At 66.1% G+C, this 22,189-nt stretch carries 24 protein-coding genes; 14 read left to right on the top strand and 10 right to left on the bottom strand.

What is annotated here, in order from left to right; translation table 11 throughout:
* From tsaE to trxA, 6 genes are all read left to right on the top strand, one after another.
* Positions 1-441 carry a tRNA (adenosine(37)-N6)-threonylcarbamoyltransferase complex ATPase subunit type 1 TsaE gene (gene tsaE / locus AB5I39_RS00835; protein ID WP_404369993.1) on the top strand — a complete coding sequence of 147 codons (441 nt, stop codon included), beginning with the start codon at positions 1-3 and terminating at the stop codon, positions 439-441.
* A complete protein-coding gene (locus tag AB5I39_RS00830; protein ID WP_404373941.1) occupies positions 438-1,418 on the top strand; it encodes an aminoglycoside phosphotransferase family protein in 981 nt (326 codons plus the stop codon). Before tsaE ends, AB5I39_RS00830 begins: the two co-directional genes overlap by 4 nt.
* On the top strand, positions 1,412-2,176 hold the full coding sequence (locus AB5I39_RS00825; protein WP_404369991.1) for a nucleotidyltransferase family protein: 765 nt from the start codon (positions 1,412-1,414) through the stop codon (positions 2,174-2,176). The genes AB5I39_RS00830 and AB5I39_RS00825 overlap by 7 nt, the downstream gene beginning before the upstream one ends.
* Positions 2,169-5,117 (top strand): double-strand break repair protein AddB, encoded by a 2,949-nt coding sequence (gene addB, locus AB5I39_RS00820; protein ID WP_404369990.1) that lies wholly within the window; start codon positions 2,169-2,171, stop codon positions 5,115-5,117. Before AB5I39_RS00825 ends, addB begins: the two co-directional genes overlap by 8 nt.
* Complete coding sequence (gene addA / locus AB5I39_RS00815) at positions 5,104-8,547, top strand: double-strand break repair helicase AddA (protein ID WP_404373939.1); 3,444 nt, start codon at positions 5,104-5,106, stop codon at positions 8,545-8,547. Before addB ends, addA begins: the two co-directional genes overlap by 14 nt.
* 64 nt (positions 8,548-8,611) lie before the next feature.
* Complete coding sequence (trxA, locus tag AB5I39_RS00810; RefSeq protein ID WP_404369988.1) at positions 8,612-8,935, top strand: thioredoxin TrxA; 324 nt, start codon at positions 8,612-8,614, stop codon at positions 8,933-8,935.
* 66 nt (positions 8,936-9,001) lie between these two features.
* On the opposite strand, the gene argJ is transcribed toward trxA, so the two are convergent.
* Positions 9,002-10,228 carry a bifunctional glutamate N-acetyltransferase/amino-acid acetyltransferase ArgJ gene (gene argJ / locus AB5I39_RS00805; RefSeq protein WP_404369987.1) on the bottom strand — a complete coding sequence of 409 codons (1,227 nt, stop codon included), beginning with the start codon at positions 10,226-10,228 and terminating at the stop codon, positions 9,002-9,004.
* A 149-nt stretch (positions 10,229-10,377) separates the two neighbouring features.
* Here argJ and AB5I39_RS00800 point away from each other — a divergent pair, with 149 nt between their 5' ends.
* On the top strand, positions 10,378-10,545 hold the full coding sequence (locus AB5I39_RS00800; protein WP_404369986.1) for a hypothetical protein: 168 nt from the start codon (positions 10,378-10,380) through the stop codon (positions 10,543-10,545).
* 10 nt (positions 10,546-10,555) lie between these two features.
* On the opposite strand, the gene AB5I39_RS00795 is transcribed toward AB5I39_RS00800, so the two are convergent.
* Positions 10,556-11,845, bottom strand: coding sequence for an MFS transporter (locus AB5I39_RS00795; protein ID WP_404369984.1), 1,290 nt, complete (start codon positions 11,843-11,845; stop codon positions 10,556-10,558).
* Between the two features lie 147 nt (positions 11,846-11,992).
* Here AB5I39_RS00795 and pgsA point away from each other — a divergent pair, with 147 nt between their 5' ends.
* The 3 genes from pgsA to AB5I39_RS00780 are packed head-to-tail and all read left to right on the top strand — an operon-like array spanning position 11,993 to position 13,254.
* On the top strand, positions 11,993-12,559 hold the full coding sequence (gene pgsA / locus AB5I39_RS00790; protein ID WP_404369983.1) for a CDP-diacylglycerol--glycerol-3-phosphate 3-phosphatidyltransferase: 567 nt from the start codon (positions 11,993-11,995) through the stop codon (positions 12,557-12,559).
* Between the two features lie 6 nt (positions 12,560-12,565).
* Positions 12,566-12,823 (top strand): molybdopterin converting factor subunit 1, encoded by a 258-nt coding sequence (gene moaD / locus AB5I39_RS00785; protein WP_404369981.1) that lies wholly within the window; start codon positions 12,566-12,568, stop codon positions 12,821-12,823.
* A complete protein-coding gene (locus tag AB5I39_RS00780) occupies positions 12,820-13,254 on the top strand; it encodes a molybdenum cofactor biosynthesis protein MoaE (protein ID WP_404369980.1) in 435 nt (144 codons plus the stop codon). Before moaD ends, AB5I39_RS00780 begins: the two co-directional genes overlap by 4 nt.
* Here the strand turns inward: AB5I39_RS00780 and AB5I39_RS00775 are convergent.
* Both AB5I39_RS00775 and AB5I39_RS00770 read right to left on the bottom strand, forming a co-directional pair.
* Positions 13,251-13,874, bottom strand: a complete 624-nt coding sequence (locus AB5I39_RS00775) for a fasciclin domain-containing protein (protein ID WP_404369978.1) — start codon at positions 13,872-13,874, stop codon at positions 13,251-13,253. The genes AB5I39_RS00780 and AB5I39_RS00775 overlap by 4 nt on opposite strands.
* A gap of 76 nt (positions 13,875-13,950) precedes the next feature.
* Positions 13,951-14,850, bottom strand: coding sequence for a hydrogen peroxide-inducible genes activator (locus AB5I39_RS00770; protein WP_404369977.1), 900 nt, complete (start codon positions 14,848-14,850; stop codon positions 13,951-13,953).
* 144 nt (positions 14,851-14,994) lie between these two features.
* Between AB5I39_RS00770 and AB5I39_RS00765 the strand changes: the two genes are divergently transcribed.
* Positions 14,995-15,537 carry a peroxiredoxin gene (locus AB5I39_RS00765; RefSeq protein ID WP_404369975.1) on the top strand — a complete coding sequence of 181 codons (543 nt, stop codon included), beginning with the start codon at positions 14,995-14,997 and terminating at the stop codon, positions 15,535-15,537.
* 130 nt (positions 15,538-15,667) lie between these two features.
* Positions 15,668-16,189, top strand: coding sequence for a carboxymuconolactone decarboxylase family protein (locus AB5I39_RS00760; protein WP_404369974.1), 522 nt, complete (start codon positions 15,668-15,670; stop codon positions 16,187-16,189).
* 10 nt (positions 16,190-16,199) lie between these two features.
* Here the strand turns inward: AB5I39_RS00760 and AB5I39_RS00755 are convergent, their stop codons facing one another.
* On the bottom strand, positions 16,200-16,979 hold the full coding sequence (locus AB5I39_RS00755) for a sulfite exporter TauE/SafE family protein (RefSeq protein WP_404369972.1): 780 nt from the start codon (positions 16,977-16,979) through the stop codon (positions 16,200-16,202).
* 134 nt (positions 16,980-17,113) lie between these two features.
* Between AB5I39_RS00755 and epsC the strand changes: the two genes are divergently transcribed.
* Positions 17,114-17,794: a serine O-acetyltransferase EpsC gene (epsC, locus tag AB5I39_RS00750; RefSeq protein ID WP_404369970.1), complete on the top strand. Its 681-nt coding sequence runs from the start codon at positions 17,114-17,116 to the stop codon at positions 17,792-17,794.
* A gap of 18 nt (positions 17,795-17,812) precedes the next feature.
* The gene (locus AB5I39_RS00745) at positions 17,813-18,154 is read left to right on the top strand and encodes a DUF2794 domain-containing protein (protein WP_404369968.1); all 342 of its coding nucleotides are present in this window, start codon (positions 17,813-17,815) and stop codon (positions 18,152-18,154) included.
* Positions 18,155-18,199: 45 nt separating this feature from the next.
* Here AB5I39_RS00745 and AB5I39_RS00740 read toward each other — a convergent pair whose 3' ends face one another.
* The 5 genes from AB5I39_RS00740 to phoU form a co-directional block, all read right to left on the bottom strand.
* A complete protein-coding gene (locus tag AB5I39_RS00740) occupies positions 18,200-19,231 on the bottom strand; it encodes a hypothetical protein (RefSeq protein WP_404369966.1) in 1,032 nt (343 codons plus the stop codon).
* Between the two features lie 75 nt (positions 19,232-19,306).
* Entirely contained in the window at positions 19,307-20,206 is a 900-nt protein-coding gene (locus AB5I39_RS00735) for an SDR family oxidoreductase (protein WP_404369964.1), read from the bottom strand.
* Positions 20,207-20,356: 150 nt separating this feature from the next.
* On the bottom strand, positions 20,357-20,704 hold the full coding sequence (locus AB5I39_RS00730; protein WP_404369962.1) for a hypothetical protein: 348 nt from the start codon (positions 20,702-20,704) through the stop codon (positions 20,357-20,359).
* Between the two features lie 82 nt (positions 20,705-20,786).
* Positions 20,787-21,479: a phosphate regulon transcriptional regulator PhoB gene (phoB, locus tag AB5I39_RS00725; protein ID WP_404369960.1), complete on the bottom strand. Its 693-nt coding sequence runs from the start codon at positions 21,477-21,479 to the stop codon at positions 20,787-20,789.
* A 13-nt stretch (positions 21,480-21,492) separates the two neighbouring features.
* On the bottom strand, positions 21,493-22,185 hold the full coding sequence (phoU, locus tag AB5I39_RS00720) for a phosphate signaling complex protein PhoU (protein ID WP_404369958.1): 693 nt from the start codon (positions 22,183-22,185) through the stop codon (positions 21,493-21,495).
* Positions 22,186-22,189: the final 4 nt, after the last annotated feature.

The following is a 22,189-nucleotide window of genomic DNA, read 5'->3' as shown; positions in this document are numbered from 1 at the left end:
GTGATCCTTGCAGACCCCGCCGCGACCGAGGCGTTCGGCGCACGATTGGCGGTGCTTGTCGCGCCTGGCGATGTCATCACGCTGTCCGGGCCGCTCGGCGCGGGCAAGACCAGTATTGCGCGCGGGCTGCTTTCGGCGCTCGGGCTGGCGGGTGAGGCGCCCAGCCCAAGTTTCGCGATCGTGCAGCCCTATGAAGTGCCCGAGGTAAGAATCCCGGTGCTGCATGTCGATCTGTACCGCATCGACGATCCCGAAGAGATTGCCGAGCTGGGGCTCGACGAAGCGGCCGGGGACTCGGTGCTGCTGGTCGAATGGCCCGAACGCGCGCCCGGCTGGTGGCCCGATGCGCTCGCTTTGACGCTGGAGATACTTCCCGATGGCAGCCGTCGCTTGACAGCCAGCGTCCCGCCGGGCTGGAAGGCGCGATGGCAGCAGATATGATTCCTCCAGCCGCAGCGGCCGCGTTCCTGACCGCGCATGGGTGGGGCGGGGCGCAGATCCTCTCGGTGGCGGGCGATGCGTCGTTCCGGCGCTATTTCCGGGCCGTGGAGCCGACGCGCAGCGCGATCCTGATGGACGCGCCGCCGCCGCATGAGGACCCGCGACCGTTTCTCGATATGGCCGAATGGCTGACGGGGAATGGCTTTGCAGCGCCACGAATTTATGCGGCCGACCTTGAGCAGGGGCTGGTGCTGCTGGAGGATTTCGGCGACGTGCGAATGCGCGAGACGGTCGACGCCGATCCCGCGCGCGAGCACGCATTATATGGTGCCGCGATCGATATTCTGGCGGCGCTCCATGCGCGCGAAGCCGCGCCCGTCGCGCCCTATGACCGCGCGGTGTTGCACCGCGAGGCGAATTTGCTGACCGAATGGTATTGCCCGGCGCTTGGCATCGATGCCGATCAGGCGGCGTATACGGCGGCGTGGGACGCGGTGTTCGACGTGGCACTGACCGGGCGGCCAGTGACGGTACTGCGGGATTATCACGCCGAGAATCTGATGCTGATCGGCCCCGATACCTTCGGCTTGCTCGATTTCCAGGATGCGCTCGCGGGGCACCCTTCTTATGATCTCGTGTCCTTGTTGCAGGATGCACGACGCGACGTGCCGGCAGCGCTGGAGACCGACATGCTCGCGCGCTACAAGGCGGCGGTCCCGACCGATGCCGGGTTCGATGCCGCCTATCACGTGCTCGGCGCGCAGCGGAATGCCAAGATCGTCGGCATCTTCACCCGGCTTTGGCAGCGCGATGGCAAGCTGCGCTATCCGACGCTATGCCCGCGCGTCTGGCGCTATCTGAACCGCGATCTCGACCATCCCGCGCTTGCCCCGGTCAAGGCGTGGTTCGATGCGACGATCCCGCAGGAATTGCGCGGTGATCCCTTGGCTCTGTCGCAGGGACGGGCGGCGTGCTGACGCCAAAACGTACGCTGCAGATCCGGCCCGATCCAGGCGGCGCGGTGCCGAAGACGGCGATGGTCATGGCGGCGGGCCTGGGCAAGCGAATGCGCCCGCTGACCGCGACGCGCCCCAAGCCCTTGGTCGAGGTGGCGGGCAAGCCGTTGATCGACCATGTGTTCGACCGGCTGCGCGCGAGCGGGGTCGAGCGCGCGGTGGTCAACGTTCATTATCTTGCTGATGCGCTCGAGGCGCATTTGCGCAACCGCGTTTCCGGAATTGACCTGGTCGTCTCCGATGAGCGCAAGCGGTTGATGGAAACCGGCGGCGGCATCGTGCAGGCGCGCGCGCTGATCGGCGACGCGCCGTTCCTGGTCGTCAACAGCGACAATCTGTGGGTCGATGGCCCGAGCGACGCGATCCGGATGCTGGCGGCGCGGTGGGATGATGCGACGATGGACGCGCTGCTGCTGATGGTGCCGCTGGCGCGCGCCAACCATCATGGCGGGCAAGGCGATTTCCGGCTCGCACCCGATGGCCGGATCATCGGGCGGCGGCAACCGGGCAAGCTAGCGCCGTTTGTTTATACCGGCGTGCAGATCCTTTCTCCCCGGGTGATCAAGGATTGGCCGGAGGGACCCTTCTCGACGATGCTGTTCTGGGAGCGGGCGATCGCGGCCGGACGCGCATACGGCCTGGTGCATCAGGGGCTGTGGTTCGATGTCGGCACCCCCGCCGCGGTCGGCAAGACCGAGGCGATGCTGGCCGATGGCTGAGCGCCGGGCCCCGCAGCTCTACACGATCCCGGCGCACCGCGCCTTTGCCGATGCGCTGGCGGCCGGGCTGATCCGGCAATTCGGCGCGAACGATCTGGAGCTGGCGCGCGGGCTGATCCTGCTGCCCAACAACCGCGCCAAGCGCGCGCTGACCGATGCGTTCGTCCGTGCGAGTGCAGGCGGGCTGCTGCTGCCGCGGCTGGTGGCGATCGGCGATCCCGGGATCGACGAGGCGGTTGGTGCGGCGCTCGATCCGGCGGACGATCTTGATCCTTTGCCGCCCGCTGTGGCCCCGCTCGAACGCAGGATGATCCTGGCGCGGCTGGTGTCCGAGGAGCGCGCGCGGAGCGGTCAGCCGGTCGATGCCGCGGAGGCGGTCAGGCTGGCGGGCGATCTGGCGCGGACGCTCGATCAATTGCTGGTCGAGGAAATCGAACCGCGGCGACTGCGCGGAATCGAACTCGACGAAGCGATGTCGGCGCACTGGCAACGCGCGCTCGATCTGTTCGGCATCGTGCTCGATCGCTGGCCAGCCGAACTCGCGCGGATCGGCCGGGTCGATGCCGCAGAGCGTCGTGGGACGATGCTGCGAAGATTGGCGGAACGCTGGCAGGATACGCCCCCGGCCGGGTTTGTGTGCGCGGCGGGAATCACCGACAGCGCCCCCGCCGTTGCACAATTGCTGCGCAGCATTTCGCAATTGCCGCGCGGGATGGTCGTGCTCGCCGATCTCGCGACCGGCATGGATCCGGCCGAGTGGGATTCGCTCGGACCGTTCGATCCAGACCCCGTCACTGGGCTGGTACGGCGATCGATCGAGACGCACCCGCAATTCCACTTGAAGCTGCTGCTGGAGCGGATGGGCGTCAACCGCAGCGAGTTCCGCACTTGGCGCGACGGCAGCGATCATGATGCGACGGTCGCGCGCGGGAAGGCGGTGGCGAATGCGCTCGCCGCAGCGGAGTTCACCGCGCGGTGGACGACGCTCGCGCCGGATCAGCGCCGGATCGAGGGTATTGCTGCGGCCGAACTGGCGACGCCGGGCGAGGAGGCGCAGACGATCGCGCTCGCCTTGCGCGAAGTGGCGGAGACGCCGGGGCGGACGGCCGCGTTGGTCACGCCCGACCGCGGCCTTGCGCGGCGCGTGGCGGCGCATTGCGCGCGCTGGGGTATCGCGGTGGATGATTCGGCTGGAAGACCGCTTTCGATCTTGCCCTCCGGCACGCTTCTGACGGCGCTGGCGGAGGCGGCCGCGCAGCGTTTTGCGCCGCTTGCGCTGCTGACATTGCTCAAACATCCGCTGGTGCGCTTTGGCACGGCACGGACCGACTGGCTGGAGGGCGTGCGCGCACTCGACCGCACATTGCGCGGGCCGCGACCGGCTGCGGGGCTGGCGGGTGTCGACGCGCATCTCCGCGATGCGCGCCGCGCACGAATGGCGCTCGCCTGGTGGCCTGAAGCGCGTGCGCTGCTCAAGCCGCTCGAAGGGGCGTTCGAACAAGGGCCGCAGCCGCTCGCCCCGCTGCTCGCGGTGCTGCGCGAGGCAGCGCAGGCGTTGTGCGGTGATGCGGTCTGGGCCGGCCCCGCCGGACGCGCCGCCGCCGAAGTGCTGCGGGCGGCAGAGGACCATGCGGGGCAAGGGCCGGACGCGGTCGATCCGGCGAGCCTTGCCGCATTGCTAAAGACGTTGATGGACGAAGTTGCGGTACGCCCGCCGCAAGGCGGGCATCCGCGGCTTGCGATCTACGGGCTGATCGAGGCGCGACTACAGACAGCCGATCTGATGATTCTCGGCGGGTTGAACGAAGGGACCTGGCCCGGCCTGCCCGCGCCCGATCCGTGGCTCGCGCCGCGTATACGTACCGAACTCGGCCTGCCGGGGCTCGATCGCGGCGTGGGCGTCGCAGCGCATGATCTGGCGCAAGCGCTGGGTGCGCCCGCCGCGCTTATGACGCGGGCGCGGCGCGGCGGCACGCAACCGGCGATCGCCTCGCGTTTCTGGCTTCGGTTGCAGGCGCTGGCGGGTGAGCGCTTCGAACGTGCCACCGCGCTAGAGGGCTGGGCACGTGCCCTCGATGATCCGGGCCGCTACGTGCCTGCGGCCAAGCCCGAGCCGGTCCCGCCGCCCGAGCTGCGTCCGAAGAAGATTGCCGTGACCGATGTCGATCGGCTCAAGGCCGACCCGTATGCCTTCTATGCCAAGCGCATCCTGGGTCTGGCGCAACTCGACCCGGTCGATGCCGATCCGAGCGCGGCGTGGCGCGGGACGGCGGTGCACGACATTCTGGAGCGCTGGGCACGCGAGGACCATTGCGCGCTCGACACACTGCACGATCGCGCGCGTGCGATGTTCGACGATGCGCATCCCATGCAGCGCGCGCTTTGGCGGCCAAGGTTGATGGAGGCGATCGATTGGATCGTCGCCGAGATGGGGCGCAATATTGATGCCGGACGGAAGGTGCTAGCGGTCGAACAATCCGGCGAGACGGCAATCGCTGGCGTGACACTGACAGGCAAATTCGATCGGATCGACCGGTTGCCCGACGGATCGCTCGCGGTGATCGATTACAAGACCGGCAAGGCACCGTCCCCGGCGGCGGTGCGGGAGGGGTTCAGTCTGCAACTCGGGCTGCTCGGCCTGATCGCCGAGCGCGGCGGCTTCACCGGGATCAGCGGCGCGGCGCGGGGGTTCGAATATTGGTCGCTGACCAAGCATGGCGATTCGTTCGGGCGCGCCACATCGCCGGTCGATCCGGCGGGCAAGGGCGACAAGGTCCTGCCCGAGGACTTTACGGCGCTCGCCGCACGGCATTTCACCGATGCTGCGGCGGACTGGCTGACCGGCACGCGCGGGTTCGAGGCAAAGCTGCACCCCGAATATGCGCCTTACGCGGAATATGACCAGCTGATGCGGCGTGACGAATGGTATGGGCGTGACTAGCCGCGGTCCCCTCCCGATCCTCAAGAATGCGCAAGCGCAAGCCAGCGACCCCGGCGGGCATGTCTGGCTGTCTGCGTCGGCGGGCACCGGCAAGACGCAGGTTCTGACCGCGCGCGTCTATCGACTGTTGCTGCGCGGGGTCGATCCGGCGGCGATCCTGTGCCTGACCTTTACCAAAGCGGGGGCCGCCGAAATGGCCGGGCGGATCGGCGAGCGGCTGGCGGCGTGGGTGCGGATGCCGCGCCCGGAGCTGGTTGGCGATCTCCACGCGCTGGGCGAAGAGACGAGCGATGCGATGATCGCGCGTGCCCGCACGTTGTTCGCGCGTGTGCTCGATGCGCCGGGCGGCGGCATCCGCATCCAGACGATTCACGGTTTCTGCCAAAGCCTGTTGTCGGCTTTTCCGGTCGAGGCGGGGCTGGCGCCCGGCTTCCGCCCGATCGAGGCGCGCGAGGAAGCGGTCCTCGCGCGGGAGGCACTTGCGGAGTTGCTGGTGACGGCCGAGGCGGAGGGGCGAGAAGCCACGATCGCCACGGTAGGCGCGTTGAGCCTGCGGCTGGGGGAGGGCGAGGCCGAACGCTTCCTGCTCGCCTGCGCCCATGCGCGCGCCGCGATGGCCGAATTGCCGATGGGGGACGGCGTTCAGCCCTTCATCCGCCGCGCGCTCGATTTGCCGACCGGGGACATTGAGGCCGCGATCGCCGATGCCTGTGGCGACGATGAATTCGATGTCGATGCGGTCGCGCGGCTCGCGGCGGCGAACCGCGCTTGGGGCACGGCGACCGGCGGCAATCATGCCGATATCGCTGAATGCTGGGTTGAAGCAGCACCCGAAATGCGCGCGCGGATGCTCGGCGATTTGATCAGTGTGCCCTTCACCGCCAAGCGCGAGTCACGCAAATATTCGCCCAAGCTGATCGCCGCCGATCCGGATTATGCGGAGCTGGCGGTGCAGGTGGGGCAGGCGTGCGCGGACTTGCTGTCGCTGCGCGAGCGGGCCGCTTATGCCGATCTGCTCGCCGCCGGGCTGTCGGTCGGACGCGATTATGCGGCGACCTATGAGCGCGCCAAGCGGCGGATCGGCGCGGTCGATTTCGACGATCTGATCCGCGCGACGATCGATCTGCTGGCGCAGCCGGGAATGGGCGATTGGGTGCGCTACAAGCTCGACCAGGCGACCGAACATGTCCTGATCGACGAGGCGCAGGACACCAACCCCGATCAGTGGGCGATCATCCGCGCGCTCGCGGACGAGTTTTTCTCGGGCGAGGGCGCGCACGGCGAGCGGTTGCGGACGCTGTTCACGGTCGGCGATTTCAAGCAGGCGATCTTCGGGTTTCAGGGCACGCATCCGAAGTTTTTCGGCGGTGCGGAACTGCATTTCGGGACCCTCGCTCGCGAGGCGTGGGAGGCGGACGACGAGCAGCGTCGCCGCACCGGCGCGATGCGCGCGCGGCCGTGGCACCGGCTGTCGCTGATCCAGTCGTTCCGCTCGACCCGGCCCGTGCTCGAATTCGTCGACGCCGCGATCGAGGCGCTGCCCGAACCGGGGCTCGGCGCGATCGCCGACCGTGAAGTCCATGCGAGCGAAGTGCCCGGGCCGGGCACCGTTACGCTTTGGCCGCTCGTCGTGGCGGGCGGATCCGAAGAGGATGAGGAAAGCTGGGTTTCGGACTCCACCCGCGAACTCGCGCGGCAGATCGCGCGTACGATCAAGGGGTGGATCGGCATGCTGATGCTGGAGAGCAAGGGGCGCACGCTGCGGCCCGAGGATGTGATGATCCTGGTAAAGCGACGCGGCGAACTCGCCTCGCTGATCGTCGCGCGGCTCTATGCCGAGGGTGTGCCGGTCGCGGGTGTCGACCGATTGCGCCTGAACGCGCCGCTTTCGGTGCAGGATCTGCTCGCCGCGATTCGCTTCGTTCTCCAGCCCGACGACGATCTCTCGCTCGCGTCGCTGCTGGTGTCGCCGTTGATCGGGTGGGATCAGGAGCGGTTGATGGCGGAGGCGCCGCGCGGTTCGGTCAGCCTGTGGCGGCATCTCACGCGGCCGGGCGGGGCGCCCGATCTTGCTCCGCTGTTTGTGCTCCTTGCGCGCGCCGACATTGCGACGCCGTACCAGTTTCTGGAGGAAATCCTCTCCGGGCCGCTTGGCGCGCGGCGCAAGCTGGTGCAGCGTCTCGGGCAGGAGGCGCGCGATCCGATCGAGGAAATCCTGACCGCCGCGCTCGATTTCGAATCGCTTGGCACGCCGTCGCTGCAGCGCTTCCTCGACTGGTTCGATCGTGGCGAGGTCGAGATCAAGCGCGACCCGTCGGCGCCGCTGGACGCAGTGCGGGTGATGACGGCGCATGGCGCGAAGGGGTTGCAAGCGCCCCTGGTGATCCTGGCCGATGCGGCGGTCGATCCGACTCGCTCACCGCGCTCGACGCTGAAGTGGCGTGCGGGCGATATGGCGGCGGAACTGCCGGTGATCCGCCCGCGCAAGGGTGAGGCGACCGGGCCGCTCGCCGTCTTGGTCGAGGAGACCGCCGCAAGCGATCTCGAAGAGCATTGGCGGCTTTTCTACGTCGCCGCGACGCGCGCGGAGGAACGGCTGGTAATCGCCGGGTCAGTCGGGCCGAAGGCGCAAGGGGTCGCGCCCGAGTTGAGTTGGTACGCGGCGGCCGACCGCGCGATGCTGGCGCTTGGCGTCGAGGGGGAGGGCGCGCGCGCGTTCACTGGCCGCGTGCCGCAACGCCCCGTCGCGCCTGACCGCAAGAGTGCGCGCGCGGTCGCTAAGGCAGCGGCGTTGCCGGAATGGGCGACCCGGCCCGCGCCGGTCGAGGCGCGCCCGCCACGCCCGCTCGCGCCGTCCTCGCTCGGGGATGATCTGGTCGCCGATGCGCCGCCGAGCGAGCAGATGCGCGCGGCGGCGGATCGCGGGCGGTTGATTCACGCCTTGTTCGAGCGCCTGCCAGCGGTGGTGCCGGACCGGCGCGCCGAGGCGGCGGAGCGCTGGCTCGCGCGGGTGGGCGCGGTTGAGGCGGCGACGACGCGGGCAGAGATCGCCGCGCCGGTGCTCGCGGTGTTGGGCGACCCCGACTTTGCCGCGCTGTTCGGGCCGGAGTCGCTGGCGGAGGCGCCAATCGCTGCGGTGCTGCCCGATGGCTTTGTCGTCTCGGGTACGGTGGATCGCTTGCTGGTGACGCCGGAACTCGTTCGCGTGATCGATTTCAAGACCGGGCGGGGCGTGCCTGCCACCCCGGACGCGATCCCACCGTTTCACGTGCGGCAGATGGCGGCCTATGCGGCCGCGCTGTCGGTGATCTTTCCGGGGCGGCGGATCGAGGCGGCGTTGCTCTATACCAGCGGGCCGACGCTGCACGTGCTGGAAGACGCGCTATTGGACGCGCACAAGCCCGGCTTCGCGGCTGCGGAGCAAAGCTAGGCTGCGGGCGCTTGAGTGGGCACGCACGACACCCTATTTCCCTTCCGACCACAGGAGATTCATTATGGCTACCAAGCAAATTACCGACGCGAGCTGGGAAGCAGACGTCACCAACGCATCCGGCCCCGTACTGGTCGATTTCTGGGCCGAATGGTGTGGCCCGTGCAAGATGATCGGGCCGAGCCTGGAGGAAATCTCCGACGAGTTGGGCGAACAGGTGACGATCGCCAAGCTCAACATCGACGACAATCCCGATGCCCCCGGCAAGTTCGGCGTGCGCGGCATCCCGACGATGATCCTGTTCAAGAACGGCGTCCCCGCCGCGACCAAAGTCGGTGCCGAGCCCAAGGGCAAGTTGAAGGCCTGGCTCGAGGGTGAGTTGGCCTGACCCGGAAACCGGGCGCAAACCTGCCGTCACGTCGACGGCGGGTTTGCGCCCGAGATCTTCGCTCCTTCAGCTCCGATAGTCGGCGTTGATCGAGATGTAACCGTGGGTGAGGTCGCACGTCCAAACCGTCGCGCGGCCGTCGCCGAGCCCCAGATCGACGCCGATTTCGATGTCCTGACCCTTCAGGTGCGCCGCGACCGGCGCTTCGTCATATCCAGCGACGGCAAGCCCGCCGGTTGCAACCTGCGTGTCGCCGAAACGGATGCTTAGCAGATCGCGCTCGGCCGGCTCACCGGCTTTGCCGACCGCCATTACGACACGACCCCAATTGGCATCCTCGCCGGCGATCGCTGTTTTGACGAGCGGCGAGTTGGCGATGCTGAGCGCGATCGTGCGCGCGCTCATGTCGCTCTCGGCACCGGTCACCGCGATCTCGATGAATTTCGACGCCCCTTCGCCGTCGCGCACGACGAGGTGCGCAAGTTGCAGGCACAGGTCCGACAGGGCCGCGCGGAAGGCATCGGCACCGGCATCGTCGGAACCAGTGAGCGGTGCGTTGCCCGCCGCCCCGGTCGCGAAGGCGAGCACCGTGTCGCTGGTCGAAGTGTCGCTATCGACCGTGATGCAGGAGAAGCTCGCGCGGTTGGCCTCGGATAAAGCGGCTTGCAGGAAGGCGGGATCGACCGCCGCGTCGGTGAAGATGAAACCGAGCATCGTCGCCATGTCCGGTGCGATCATGCCCGATCCCTTGATAACGCCGATCAAGGTGACGGTGCGGCCATCGACGATCGCCGTCGTCATCGCGCCCTTGGTGAAGGTGTCGGTGGTGCCGATCGTGGTGGCGACATCCTCCCATGAACACGGTTCGGCGGCGAAAGCGGCATCGAGCCCAGCCTCGGCTTTGTCGATCGGCAAAGGCACGCCGATGACGCCAGTCGACGCGACGAACACGTCGGAGGGCTGGCATCCAAGATGCCCCGCCGCACGCGCAGCGACCGCCTCGACCGCCGCGCGCCCGCGCTGGCCGGTAAAGGCATTGGCGTTGCCGGCGTTGACGACCAGTGCGCGCGCCTGTCCGAGGACCAGCGCGGCGCGGCACCATTCGACCTCGGGCGAGGGGCATTTGCTTTGCGTCGTGACCCCCGCAACATGCGTGCCCGGCGCGAAGCTGACGAAGGTCAGGTCGCAACGATCCCATGTCTTGTATTGCGCCCGCGCGACGTGGGGCGTGACACCGGCAATCTGCGGCATCGCGGGGAAGGGGCGGGCGAGCGGGGAAGGGGTATGCGACATCCGGAAATCGAGACCTTTCGGGTGCAATCGGGCCCTGGCGCGCTCGCACGCGATCCGCGCTTTTGCAAGATTTGACTGTCCCGGATTTAGACGGCGCTAACCATAAACAGCGCTGGTCGAAATCGTAAACGGAGCGTTAACTCCTTGCCATGCAACGCACCCTCTCGCCGATCGCGCCCGTCGCTCGCCATCCGTTCCGTCAGGCGCTGGTGCTCACCCGGATCGAGCAGGCGCGGACGCGCGACGACAATGACGTGAAGCTGTTCGCGCTCGCCTTTTCCGCTTTCTTTATCTGCTTCTACACCTTCATCGGGTGAAGCCGGCGGCTCAATCGCACGCCTGATGAAGCTTGTGCGCCAGGAGCGCGGCAATCGGGCTCATCGCGGCGACCAGCAACAGCATGTTCTCCGGCGTCACGCCCGCGATCGACAAACCCTGCACTCCCACCGCGCCAACCACCATCGCACCCGCATTGACAACATTGTTGGCGGCGACCGTGCGTGCGGTCTGATCTTTCGTCACCGTCGTGGTGAGGAAGGCGTAGAGCGGCACGACGAACATGCCGCCGCTGATCGCGATGCCCATCAGTACCAGGATCACCATGATGGCACGCGGCAGTTCGATGAAGTCGATGAGGTCGTAAAGCGTGCCCGCCGGGGCCGCCGGCCATGCGCGGCAGAGCAGTGAGAAGGCAACGACGAACAGGCCCATCACGATCACCGAGGCGGGACCATAGCGTGCCGAGGTATGGCCCTTCAGCAAGGCGTTGATCAGCACCGATCCGACCGCGACGCCGATCGAAAACAGCGCAATCATAAGCGTCGAGACATGCTTGTCGGCGGTCAGCACGTTCTTTGCGAGCGGCGGGAAGATGATGATGAGCACCGCGCCCATCGTCCAGAAGAAGCTGATCGCGACGATCGCCAGGAACAGGCGGCGGATGTGCATCGTACCGGAGATGAGCCGCCATGATGCGGTAAATGGGTTGTAGTCGATCTTGAGCTTCGGCCCCTCGCGCGGGGCGGGGGGCACCTGGAACCCGACCGCCCAGCCGACCAGCGCGACGACGAGCACAGCGATCGCCGCGTGCTGCACCGCCATCACGCCCGCCAGCACAGTGCCGAGCAGGATGGCGATATAGGTGGCTGCCTCGACCAGGCCCGTGCCGCCCAGCACTTCATCCTCATGGAGATGCTGCGGCAGGATCGCGTATTTGATCGGGCCGAAGAAGGTCGAATGCACGCCGAGGAACAGCACCGCGCCGAGCATCAGCCCCAGGCCGATTTGGGTGAAGCCGTAGAGCGCCAGCATCATGCCCCCGGCCCCCAGCAGCATGATCGCGATTTCCGCCGTCTTCACGATGCGGATGATACGCGCCTTATCATGGCTGTCGGCCAACTGCCCCGACAGCGCGGAGAGCAGCATGAACGGCAGGATGCCGAGCGCCGTCGCGATCGCGTTGAAATTCTGTTCGGTCTCGGCGCTGTTATAGATGTGGTACGTCGCGAACAGCACCATGCTCGTCTTGAACAGGTTGTCGTTGAAGGCTCCCAGAAACTGCGTCACGAAAAGTGGCAGAAAACGGCGCTCTTTCAGCAAGCCGAGCGCGTTGAGCATAATGTCGTCGGGGCCTCGAAATTACGGAACAAGCCCCGTCCATAGACTAGGGGCGATAGCGCCAGCAACCCGCTTGTCGTGCCGCCGCCGCGCATTCCGCGTCGGCGCGGGGTTTCGCCGGGCGTCCCGCCGGGCTAGAGCGGAGCCGTGCTGACCTTACCCAATCTGCTTACCCTGTCGCGGATCGTCGCGGTGCCGTTGCTGGCCTGGTTCCTGTGGTGGCCGGGTTGGGCCGATGGTTACGCAGCCGGTTTCATTCTCTACTGCCTGATGGGCATCACCGATTATTTCGACGGCTACCTGGCGCGCGCCAACGGGACGGTCTCGAAACTTGGCGTTTTTCTCGATCCGATCGCCGATAAAATCATGGTGGCGGCGGTGGTTTTGCTGCTCGTCGGTGCGCGAGACGCGAATCCGGCGGTCATATCGGGCGTGCATCAGATCGCGGCGTTGATTATCCTGTTGCGCGAAATCGCGGTGTCGGGGCTGCGCGAATTCATGGCGCAATTACAGGTTTCGGTACCCGTTTCGAAACTGGCGAAATGGAAGACCACGCTGCAGCTGGTCGCGCTAGGTGCGCTGATCCTCGGCGGCGCAGCGCCGCAGCAGCAGTGGATCGGGCAGGTTGGCCTTGGTGCGCTATGGATCGCGGCGGTGCTGACCGTCATTACCGGCTGGGATTATCTCCGCGTCGGCCTGAAGCATATGGATTGACCGCGCGTGACGATTGAAATGGTCTATTTTGCCTGGGTACGCGAGCGGATCGGAAAGGGCGGCGAAACCGTCGCGCCGCCGGCCGGGATCAGCACGGTACGCAATCTGATCGACTGGCTTGCCGCCAGCAGCGCCGCGCATGCCGCAGCGTTCGCGGATGTCACCCGGCTGCGCGCAGCGGTCGACCAGACCTTTGTCGGGCTCGATGCCTCGGTGGTCGACGCGCGCGAGGTGGCGGTCTTTCCACCAGTGACGGGCGGATGATTACCGTCGGCCCTGATACCATAAACGTTGGAGCCGAATATGCCGCGATTGCGGTAGGTGGTGCCGGTGGCGTCGCGACGTTCGTAGGGCTGGTCCGCGCCGATGATGGCGTCGCCACGCTGGAACTGGAACATTATCCCGGCGCGACCGAGGCCGCGTTGGCCGCACTGGCGGCGGAGGCGATGGAGCGGTGGGGCCTCATCGACGCGCGGATCACGCACCGTGTCGGCGCCATGGTGCCGGGCGATGTGGTGGTGTTCGTCGGCACGGCGGCGGCGCATCGCGCGGCCGCGCTTGAGGCCTGCGCCTTCCTGATCGATCGGTTGAAAACCGATGCGCCGTTCTGGAAGAAGGAAACGCGCGGGGACGCCGTGACATGGGTAGAACCGCGCGGCAGCGACGATGCCGCCGCCGCGCGGTGGAACGCTTAGAGCTTCGGCAGCACCACGCCGTTCACGACGTGAACGACACCGTTCGACTGCTTGACGTCGGGCGTTTCGACATAGCTCTTGTTGCCATTCACATCGACCAGCTCGACCGCGGTCGCACTGACGTTCAGGGTGAGCGGCTCGCCTTCGACCGTGGTCAGCACGACCTTGCCGCCGTTCGCCTTCGCCTTTTCCTGCAGATCGGCAAAGGTCAACGTGCCGGGGACGACGTGATAGGTCAGCACCTTCGCGAGCGTCGCCTTATTCTCCGGCTTCAGCAGCGTGTCGACCGTGCCGGGGGCCAGACGCGTGAAGGCGTCGTTGGTCGGCGCGAACACGGTGAACGGACCCGGGCCGGACAGGGTGGTGGCGAGGCCCGCGGCCTTCACCGCCGTCACCAGCGTCGACAGGTTCGGCGCGGCTGCGGCGTTGACAGCGATCGGCTTGGTCGCGTCCATTGCGACGCCGCCGACCATCGGATTCTGCGTTGCCGTCGGCGCAGCGGGGGCCGCCGTGGCCGGCGCGCCTGCGGCCGGTGCGCTGGTCTGCGCGTTGGCGACAGCGCCGACCGACAGCGAGCCCGCAAGCGCGGCAGTCAGGTACAGTTTGCTCTTGGAAATCATGAATCTCTCCACTTGAAACGGGCGGGTCCGGGTGGGACCGCGCGGGGGAGATACGGGTGAAGGCCGAATTTGGTTCCTAGGCGGCCTCGGCCAGGACGGTGGCGAGCAGCTGGAAGTCCTTCTCACGCGGGCTGCCGCGGCGCCACACGAGCGCGATCTTGCGCGCGGGGTTTGCTGCATCTAGCGGCCGGGCGACCAGCCCGGTATGATCGAGGATTCCCGCCTTAAGCGCCATTTCGGGCAGCATCGTCAGGCCCAGCCCATTATCGATCATCTGCACGATCGTGTGCAGCGATGTGCCCATCATCGTCGCCTCGGCGCGCAGTTCGGGCCGGGCGCAGGCGGAAAGCGCGTGGTCCTTCAGGCAATGTCCGTCTTCGAGCAGCAGCAAACGGGTCTCGTCGATCTCGGCGGAGGGCATGGCGAGCGAAACATTCCCCATGTCGCCTGGCTGCCCCGCAATGAATAACCTGTCGTCGAACAGGAATTGCGACGCCACCTCGCCACAGGCGTAGGGCAAGGCCAGCAGCACGCAATCGGCGCGGCCGTGGTGCAGCCCCTCGCACGCCGGGCCGCTCGGCTCCTCGCGCAGGAACAGCTTGAGGTCGGGATAGTCGCGGCGCAGGCGCGGCAGGATGCGCGGCAGCATGAACGGCGCGATCGTCGGGATGACGCTCATGCGCATCTCACCGGACAAGGGGCGTCCTGCTGCCCGCGCCATGTCGCCAAGCTCCTCGGCTTCGCGCAGCACGCGGCGCGCCTTGTCGGCGATTCGATCGCCCAGCGGCGTGAAGCGCACCACGCGCCGCGTGCGTTCGACCAGGATCACCCCGATCAGCGTCTCGAGTTCGCGAAGCCCGGCCGACAGCGTCGATTGCGTGACGAAACAGGCGTCTGCCGCGCGGCCGAAATGGCCGTGGTCCTGCAATGCGACCAAATATTGCAGCTGCTTCAGCGTCGGCAGATAGGTTGCCATTTATCGCTCCAATCGATCAAGGGTGTACAAATAACCCATTGGATCGATAATAGACAGCGCCTATATGCACTGCAGCAAAGACGGCGGGACACGCCGCGTGCGAGGATGTCGAACAAGGCCCCGTTTTCTCAGGAGGCCAAGACTATGCTTACCATCGGCGACAAGCTGCCCGATTTCACCGTCCCCGTTCAGCAGGGAACCAATGCGCTCCCCGCTGGCGAAACGCTCAGCCAGGATGCGTTCCCCGGCAAGTGGAAGGTGCTGTTCTACTGGCCGAAGGATTTCACCTTCGTCTGCCCGACCGAAATCGTCGGTTACGCAAACCTGAAGCAGGACTTCGAGGATCGCGACGCGGTGCTGATCGGCGCATCGACCGACACCGCGCACGTCCACCTCGCGTGGCGCAAGTCCGACCCGGATCTGGCGGCGGCGGATTTCCCGTGGATCGCCGATAACGGTGCGGTGCTCGCCTCGGCGCTCGGCATTCTCGACAAGAACGAGCATGTCGCATACCGCGCGACCTTCATCATCGATCCTGACAACGTGATCCAGGCGGTGCAGGTCAACGGCCTGAACGTCGGCCGCAACCCGGCGGAGACGCTGCGCGTGCTCGACGCGCTGCAGACCGACGAGCTGTGCCCGTGCAACTGGAACAAGGGCGACGACGTCCTCCAGCTGGCGGCGTAAAAGCAATTCCCCTCCCGCGTGCGGGAGGGGGGCAGGGAAGGGGCGTGCCGCGTTCGGAGCGCCCCTTTTCTGTGTCAGGCCTCCCCCAACCCCTCCCGCAGGCAGGAGGGGAGATTGAAGGTAGAATCTCATGTCACTCAAGGAATTCGCCGGGACGCTCCCGGATTTTGCCAAGGACATCCGGCTCAACGTCGGATCTTTGCTGAACGAAGCGCATCTGCCCGATCAGCAGAAGTTCGGCCTTCTTCTCGCCTGCGCCCATGCGACCGGGTACAAGCCGCTGGTCGATGCAGCCGAGCTCGATTGCGCGCCGAAGCTGTCGGCCGAAGCGGCCAATGCCGCGCGCGGTGCGGCGGCGCTGATGGCGATGAACAATGTCTATTACCGGTTCACCCATCTCGCCGGGAATGACGAATATCAGCGGATGCCCGCGAAGCTGCGCATGAACCTGATCGGCCAGCCGGGCATCGAGAAGGTCGATTTCGAACTGTTCAGCCTGGCGGTCAGCGCGATGAACGGCTGCGGCATGTGTATCGACAGCCACGAACAGATCCTGAAGAAGGCGGGCGTCACCGCCGAGGCAATCCAGACCTCGGTCCGGATCGGCGCTGTGATGAAGGCCGTTGCGACGGTGCACTCGGCACTGAACTGACCGCCTGGCCTCAGGCGAGCGCCGCCCAGATCGAATAGGCGCTCGTCACAGTCAGCAGGGTGCCGACCAACCCCATCAATGGGCGCGGCGGCACCCGCTTGGCGATCACCGCGCCAAAGGGTGCGGCAAGCAAGCCGCCGATCAGAATGCCCAATGTCTGCAGCGTGAAGGCGGCAAAGCCCAGCGTCGCGATGAAGGTCGCCGAGATCGTGGCGGTCAGGAAGAATTCCGACGTGTTGACCGTGCCGATCGTGGTGCGCGGCGCTGCCCCCTGCACCAGCAGGTTGGAGGTCACCACCGGCCCCCAGCCGCCGCCGCCCGCCGCATCGAGGAAGCCGCCGGCGAAACCGAGCGGCTCGATAATCTTAGGCTCGCGCGGCTCGACCCGGCCACGCCACGCGCGATAGAGCAGATACAGGCCGATCGCCGCGAGATACGCCATCACGAACGGCCGCGCGACCGATCCATCAATATTGCTGAGGACGTAAGCCCCGAGAATGCCACCGAGCACGCCGGGAATGACCAGCCGTCGGAACAACCGCCAGTCGACGTTGCGATGGGCGATGTGGCTTATACCCGATGCTGCGGTGGTAAATGTCTCGACCGCATGGACGCTGGCCGACGCGAGCGCGGGCGGCACCCCGAGGAACACAACCAGCAATGTGTTGTTGATCACCCCGAACGCCATGCCGAGCGCGCCATCGACCATCTGCGCTGCAAAACCGACCAGAATGAAGGGCAACATGATGGCAAAAATGGCGGCAAAATCGACGGTCGAGAAATCTGGCATAGCCGATCCTGCACCGCAGCGCCCAAATCCCACAAGGTAGATAGGGTTTAGAGGCCACAAGTTAACGATGGGACGGTTCTTTAATTCGTTGGACCGACGCCCTAGATAGTCGCCGATACAAAGGGGATACCGGTATGATGGGTCGATTGGTCGCCTATCTCGATTCGATCAAGGCACGGGACCCGGCACCCCGATCGCGGTTGGAGATACTGACGTATCCCGGCGTCTGGGCGCTGGGCTATCACCGCATCGCACACGCCCTGTTCAAGGCTCGGTTTTTCTTCCTGGCGCGCGCCGTGAACCACCTGTCCCGCTTTCTGACGGCGATCGACATTCATCCCGGTGCCACGATCGGACGCAATTTCTTCATCGACCACGGCTTCGTCGTGATCGGAGAGACCGCTTTGATCGGCGATAACGTCACGATCTACCAGTGCGTCACGCTGGGCGGGACCAACCCGGACAATGGCGTGCCGGGCAAGCGGCATCCGACATTGTGCGACAATGTCATCATCGGGTCGGGTGCTCAGGTGCTCGGACCGATCACGCTCGGCAAGGGATCTCGGGTTGGCGCAAATGCCGTGGTGACGCGCGATGTGGTCGAGGGCGCGGTGATGGTCGGCATTCCGGCGCGTGCGACCATGGTCGAGGGCGGACAGAAGCCGGCTGGGTTCCTCGCTTACGGCACGCCGTGCAGCGAGATGTTCGATCCGGCGACGCAGAAGGTCGAGTTGCTACGCTGTGAGCTGGAAACGATGCGCAAGCGGCTGGACGCGTTGCTGGCGGAGAATGAGGATCAGCGCGATCGTGCGTGATCCATCGCGCGTGATCTGATGGGCACGGTTACCCCATTCCCAATCCCGCGCGGGGCCGCGCCGCAGATCGGCTTCGAACGCCTCGAACTGACCCGTATCCTCGATCTGTACGGTCGGATGGTCGCGGCCGGGCTATGGCGTGATTATGCGATCGAGTTTACGTCCGATGCGGCGGTGTTCGCGGCCTTCCGCCGTGCCGCCGAACGCCCCGAATTCCGCATCGAGAAGCGCCCCGCTTTGCGCAACAGGCAAGGCATGTGGGCGCTGATCGGCGAACATGGCGCGGTATTGAAGCGCGGGCATGAGCTAGGCCCAGTGCTGGCGCCCGTAGAGCGGCGGTTGATGAAGATCGTCGACTAGCAGCTGTAAGTGCGCGCTGCGCCAGACGCAGCGCGCACGTTTTCATCAGGCCGCTACCATCTGCCCGACGGGCGGTAGGCGATCCCCCAGATTACCCAACGTCGCAACGACCATTCGCCGCATCGTTGGCCAGAAGGCCGAAAGCGTCAGCAACGCCGATCCGATCACCAACGCCGTGAACGCCCAGGCCAGCTCGACCGCGCCTGCATTCTGGAACAGTGCGTACATCGCGTAGAGGACGTAGACGAGGCTGGAGACGAGCAAGGCGCGACGATCGACCGCCAGCGCCACAAAGGCGAAGGCGAGGTAGAGCGCCAGCACGATCAGCGCCGTGCCGATGCCGATATCGCCGCCGAACACGCCGAGCATGTGGAACACCGGATGTGCGATCATCGGTGCGGCGGCGAGGTGGAGCCAGAAGGCGACATCAGAACGGCGCGTGCGGCGTTCGCGATCCGACATGTCCCAGCGCATCGCCAGCGCGAACACGGCGAGGCCGCACAGCAGCAGCAGCGGATAGATCGCCTCTTTCGCACCCGGAAGGGCGGCCATAACCAGTCCGACCACGACCGCAACCGCAGCGCCTGCGCCCGCCGCAACGGTGATCGGCACCATGAACCGGCGCCAGTGCAGCCAGGCAGCGCCTGTCGCGATCAGAGCGATGCCTGCACCGATCGCGGCACTGGTCGAATCTGAGAGGTCTAACTTCAGTTCGACCAGAACCCCGACGAATGTAGCCGCCACGCCGCCGACAAAAGCGAGGAGCAACAAGATGCTCGGCAGCGCCATGCGCCGGGCGCGCGTGAAATATTCTGCGAGCGACCAGGCAGTGATCGCGACGAGCGCACCGGCCAGCGGTGTCGTGATCGACTTGCCGATCCATGCGACCGCAGTCAGCACCAGCGCAATCGCGATCGAGACGAAAATGTCGTTGAAGCCCGACAGCAGGCGGAAATGCTCTTCATCGACCGCCGGGGCAGCGTTGCTCGCGGCGATGTGGTTGCGAAGGGCGGCGGCGGCCTGGGCGCTGATCGCGCCCGCCGTCACCGCACCGTCGATATCGCTTTCGCTATACATGGTGTTTCCTCCTGTTGGTAACAGGAGGAATACCATAGGTGTAATGGTGTAGCAATACAGCGAGTGACCGTGCGATCAGCCGCCCTGCAGCTTCTTGAGAATGCTCATCGATTGCTCGGAACCGCTCTGCGGGGTCAGCTCATCGGTACGATCGGTAATCTCTGCCCAGTGCGCCGCGATGCCTTCAGGCGAGAGATCGTCCCCGGTCAGCAATTTGCCTTGCGTCAGCGTCACATAGGCGGCCTGGAACACGCCCGCACCGGCGCCGATGATCTGGTTGGTCGGGGCTTCTTCGGACACGAGATAGAGTGCGGCGGGGGCGACCTTCTCCGGTGCGAAGGCGGCGAACGCCTCTGGCGGGAACAAGTCCTCGGTCATGCGCGTGCCCGCGGTAGGCGCGATCGTATTGACCTTGATGTTGTTCTTCGCGCCCTCGATCGCGAGCGTCTTGGTCAGCCCAGCGAGACCGAGCTTGGCCGCACCGTAATTCGCCTGGCCAAAATTGCCGTACAGACCGGTCGACGAGGCCGTCATCAGGATGCGGCCGTAGTTCTGCGCGCGCATGGTTTCCCACACCGCCTTGGTGCAATTCGCCGAGCCGTTGAGGTGCACGTCGATCACGAACTTGAAATCGGCCGGCTCCATCTTGGCGAAGCTCTTGTCGCGCAGCACGCCGGCATTGTTGATCAGGATATGAACGCCGCCCCAGGCTTCCTTGGCCTTGGCGACCATCTCGACCATCTGCTCATATTCGGTGACGCTGCCGCCGTTGGACATCGCCTCGCCGCCAGCGGCTTTGATCTCCTCGACTACCTTCAGCGCGGCGTCGCTGTGACCGGTGCCGTCGCGCGCGCCGCCGAGATCGTTGACGACGACCTTCGCGCCGCGCCGCGCGAGTTCGAGCGCATAGGCGCGGCCGAGCCCGCCGCCCGCACCGGTGACAATGGCGACCTTATCTTCGAAACGAATGGACATGGATTGCACTCCTCAAAATCTGTGGAGGCGTCCTAGGCCATAATGCGCGCGGTGCAAGCCATACCCGACATACGAAAAGCCGACGCGCAGGAGTTCCTACGCGTCGGCTGGTTACGCTTTTACCGGCGGGGCGCAGGCCCCACAATTGGTTCAGCGCTTACGCGGGCGCGGCGTCGAGTGCAGGCGCTCGCCACGAGCGTTCGAACGCTCGGTGCACTGATCGACAACCGTGCGCGAACACATCGGATAGGTGCCGGTCGCGGGCATCGGTGCCGACGGAACTGCGCCCGACATGTTGGCGTCCGGCGTCGTCATTGGCGCGGCCGGCGGAGCTGGCGGGGCCGGAGGCGTCGGTGCCATTGCCGGATCGGCGGGCGGCGGCGGGGGTGCGGGCTGCGCCATCCCCGGATCCTGCGCAGGGGCGGGGGCAGGCATTGTCTGTGCGAGCGCGGGGGTGGCGACGGCGGCGGCCAGGGCCGCAAACATCAGGATCTTCATATGCATTCTCCTGCGAACGGGCAGCATTACGCGCTGCTCGCCGGGTCAAACGCACATGCCCTCGCATGGCTCCAAACTTTCTTTACGCTCCCGAATCGAGTGCGTAGCCGGCCGATCGCACGGTGCGGATGATGTCGGGCCGCTCGCCGCGGTTAATTGCCTTGCGCAGGCGACGGATATGGACGTCGACGGTGCGGCTTTCGATGTCGCTGTCATGCCCCCACACCGCATCGAGCAGGCGTTCGCGGCTAAACACCCAGCCGGGGTGCTCCAGGAAATGCTTGAGCAGGCGGAATTCGGTCGGCCCCAGCGGAATGACCTCGCCAGACCGGCGCACCTTGTGGCCGACGGTATCCATCTCAATGTCCGAATAGGTAAGCTGCTCGCCCGCCAGTGCAGGGCGCACACGGCGCAGCACGGCTCCGACGCGCGCCACCAGTTCGCGCGGCGAGAAGGGCTTGGTCACGTAATCGTCCGCGCCCGTTTCCAGACCGCGGACCCGGTCCTCTTCCTCGCCGCGCGCGGTGAGCATGATGATCGGCACGTTCGCGGTTTCCGGCATCCGGCGCAGGCGGCGGCATACTTCGATCCCCGACAGCCCCTCGACCATCCAGTCGAGCAGGACGATGTCGGGCGCATTTTCCTTGGCGAGCAGCAGCGCTTCCTCGCCATCGGGGGTCTGCGCGATTTCGAAATCCTCGCGCTTGAAGTGCCAGATCAGCAGCTCGGCGAGCGCCGCATCGTCTTCCACCAGCAACATTTTGGCTCGTGCCATGTCGATCGCTCCTTCAGGTAAGGGGTATGGTGCCGCGGTCGCGCTCGGCCATGTGCGTGCCGGTCGCCGCGAAATAGATCATTTCGGCAATGTTGGTCGCATGGTCGCCGACGCGCTCGAGATTCTTGGCGACGAACAGCAATTGCGCGACCTGGCCGATCGTCTTGGGGTTTTCCATCATGTGGGTGACCAGCACGCGGAACAGGCTGTTGTAGAAATCGTCGACCTGGCGGTCGCGATCGCACACTTCGACCGCCGCTTCGGCATCGCGCGCGGCGAAGGCATCGAGCGCGTCATGCACCATCTGCACCGCCAGCGCCGACATGGCGGGCAGGACCGAGAGCGGCTCGATCTCGCCGTGACTCTCGATCAGCGGCACGCGCTTGGCGATGTTCTTGGCATAATCGCCGATCCGCTCCACCACGCCCGCGATCTTGAGCGCCGCGACGACCTCGCGCAGATCATTGGCGAGCGGAGCACGCAGCGCGATGATCCGGACCGCCAGCGCCTCGACCTCCATCTCCAGCGCGTCGATCTTCTTGTCGCCTGCGACGATCGCCCGCGCGCCTTCCAGATCGTGGCGGCGTAGTGCCTCCATCGCGGCGGCAATGGCATGTTCGGCCAAACCGCCCATTTGAGCGATCAGTCCACGCAGTTGGCCAATCTCTTCGTCGAATGCTTTGATCGTATGGTCGTTCAAGGGCATTTCC

Source organism: Sphingomonas sp. MMS24-J45 (assembly GCF_044881195.1).
Lineage (GTDB): Bacteria > Pseudomonadota > Alphaproteobacteria > Sphingomonadales > Sphingomonadaceae > Sphingomonas.
The sequence above is the reverse complement of the archived record's forward strand: the minus strand, read 5'-3'. Positions and strand labels throughout refer to the sequence as shown.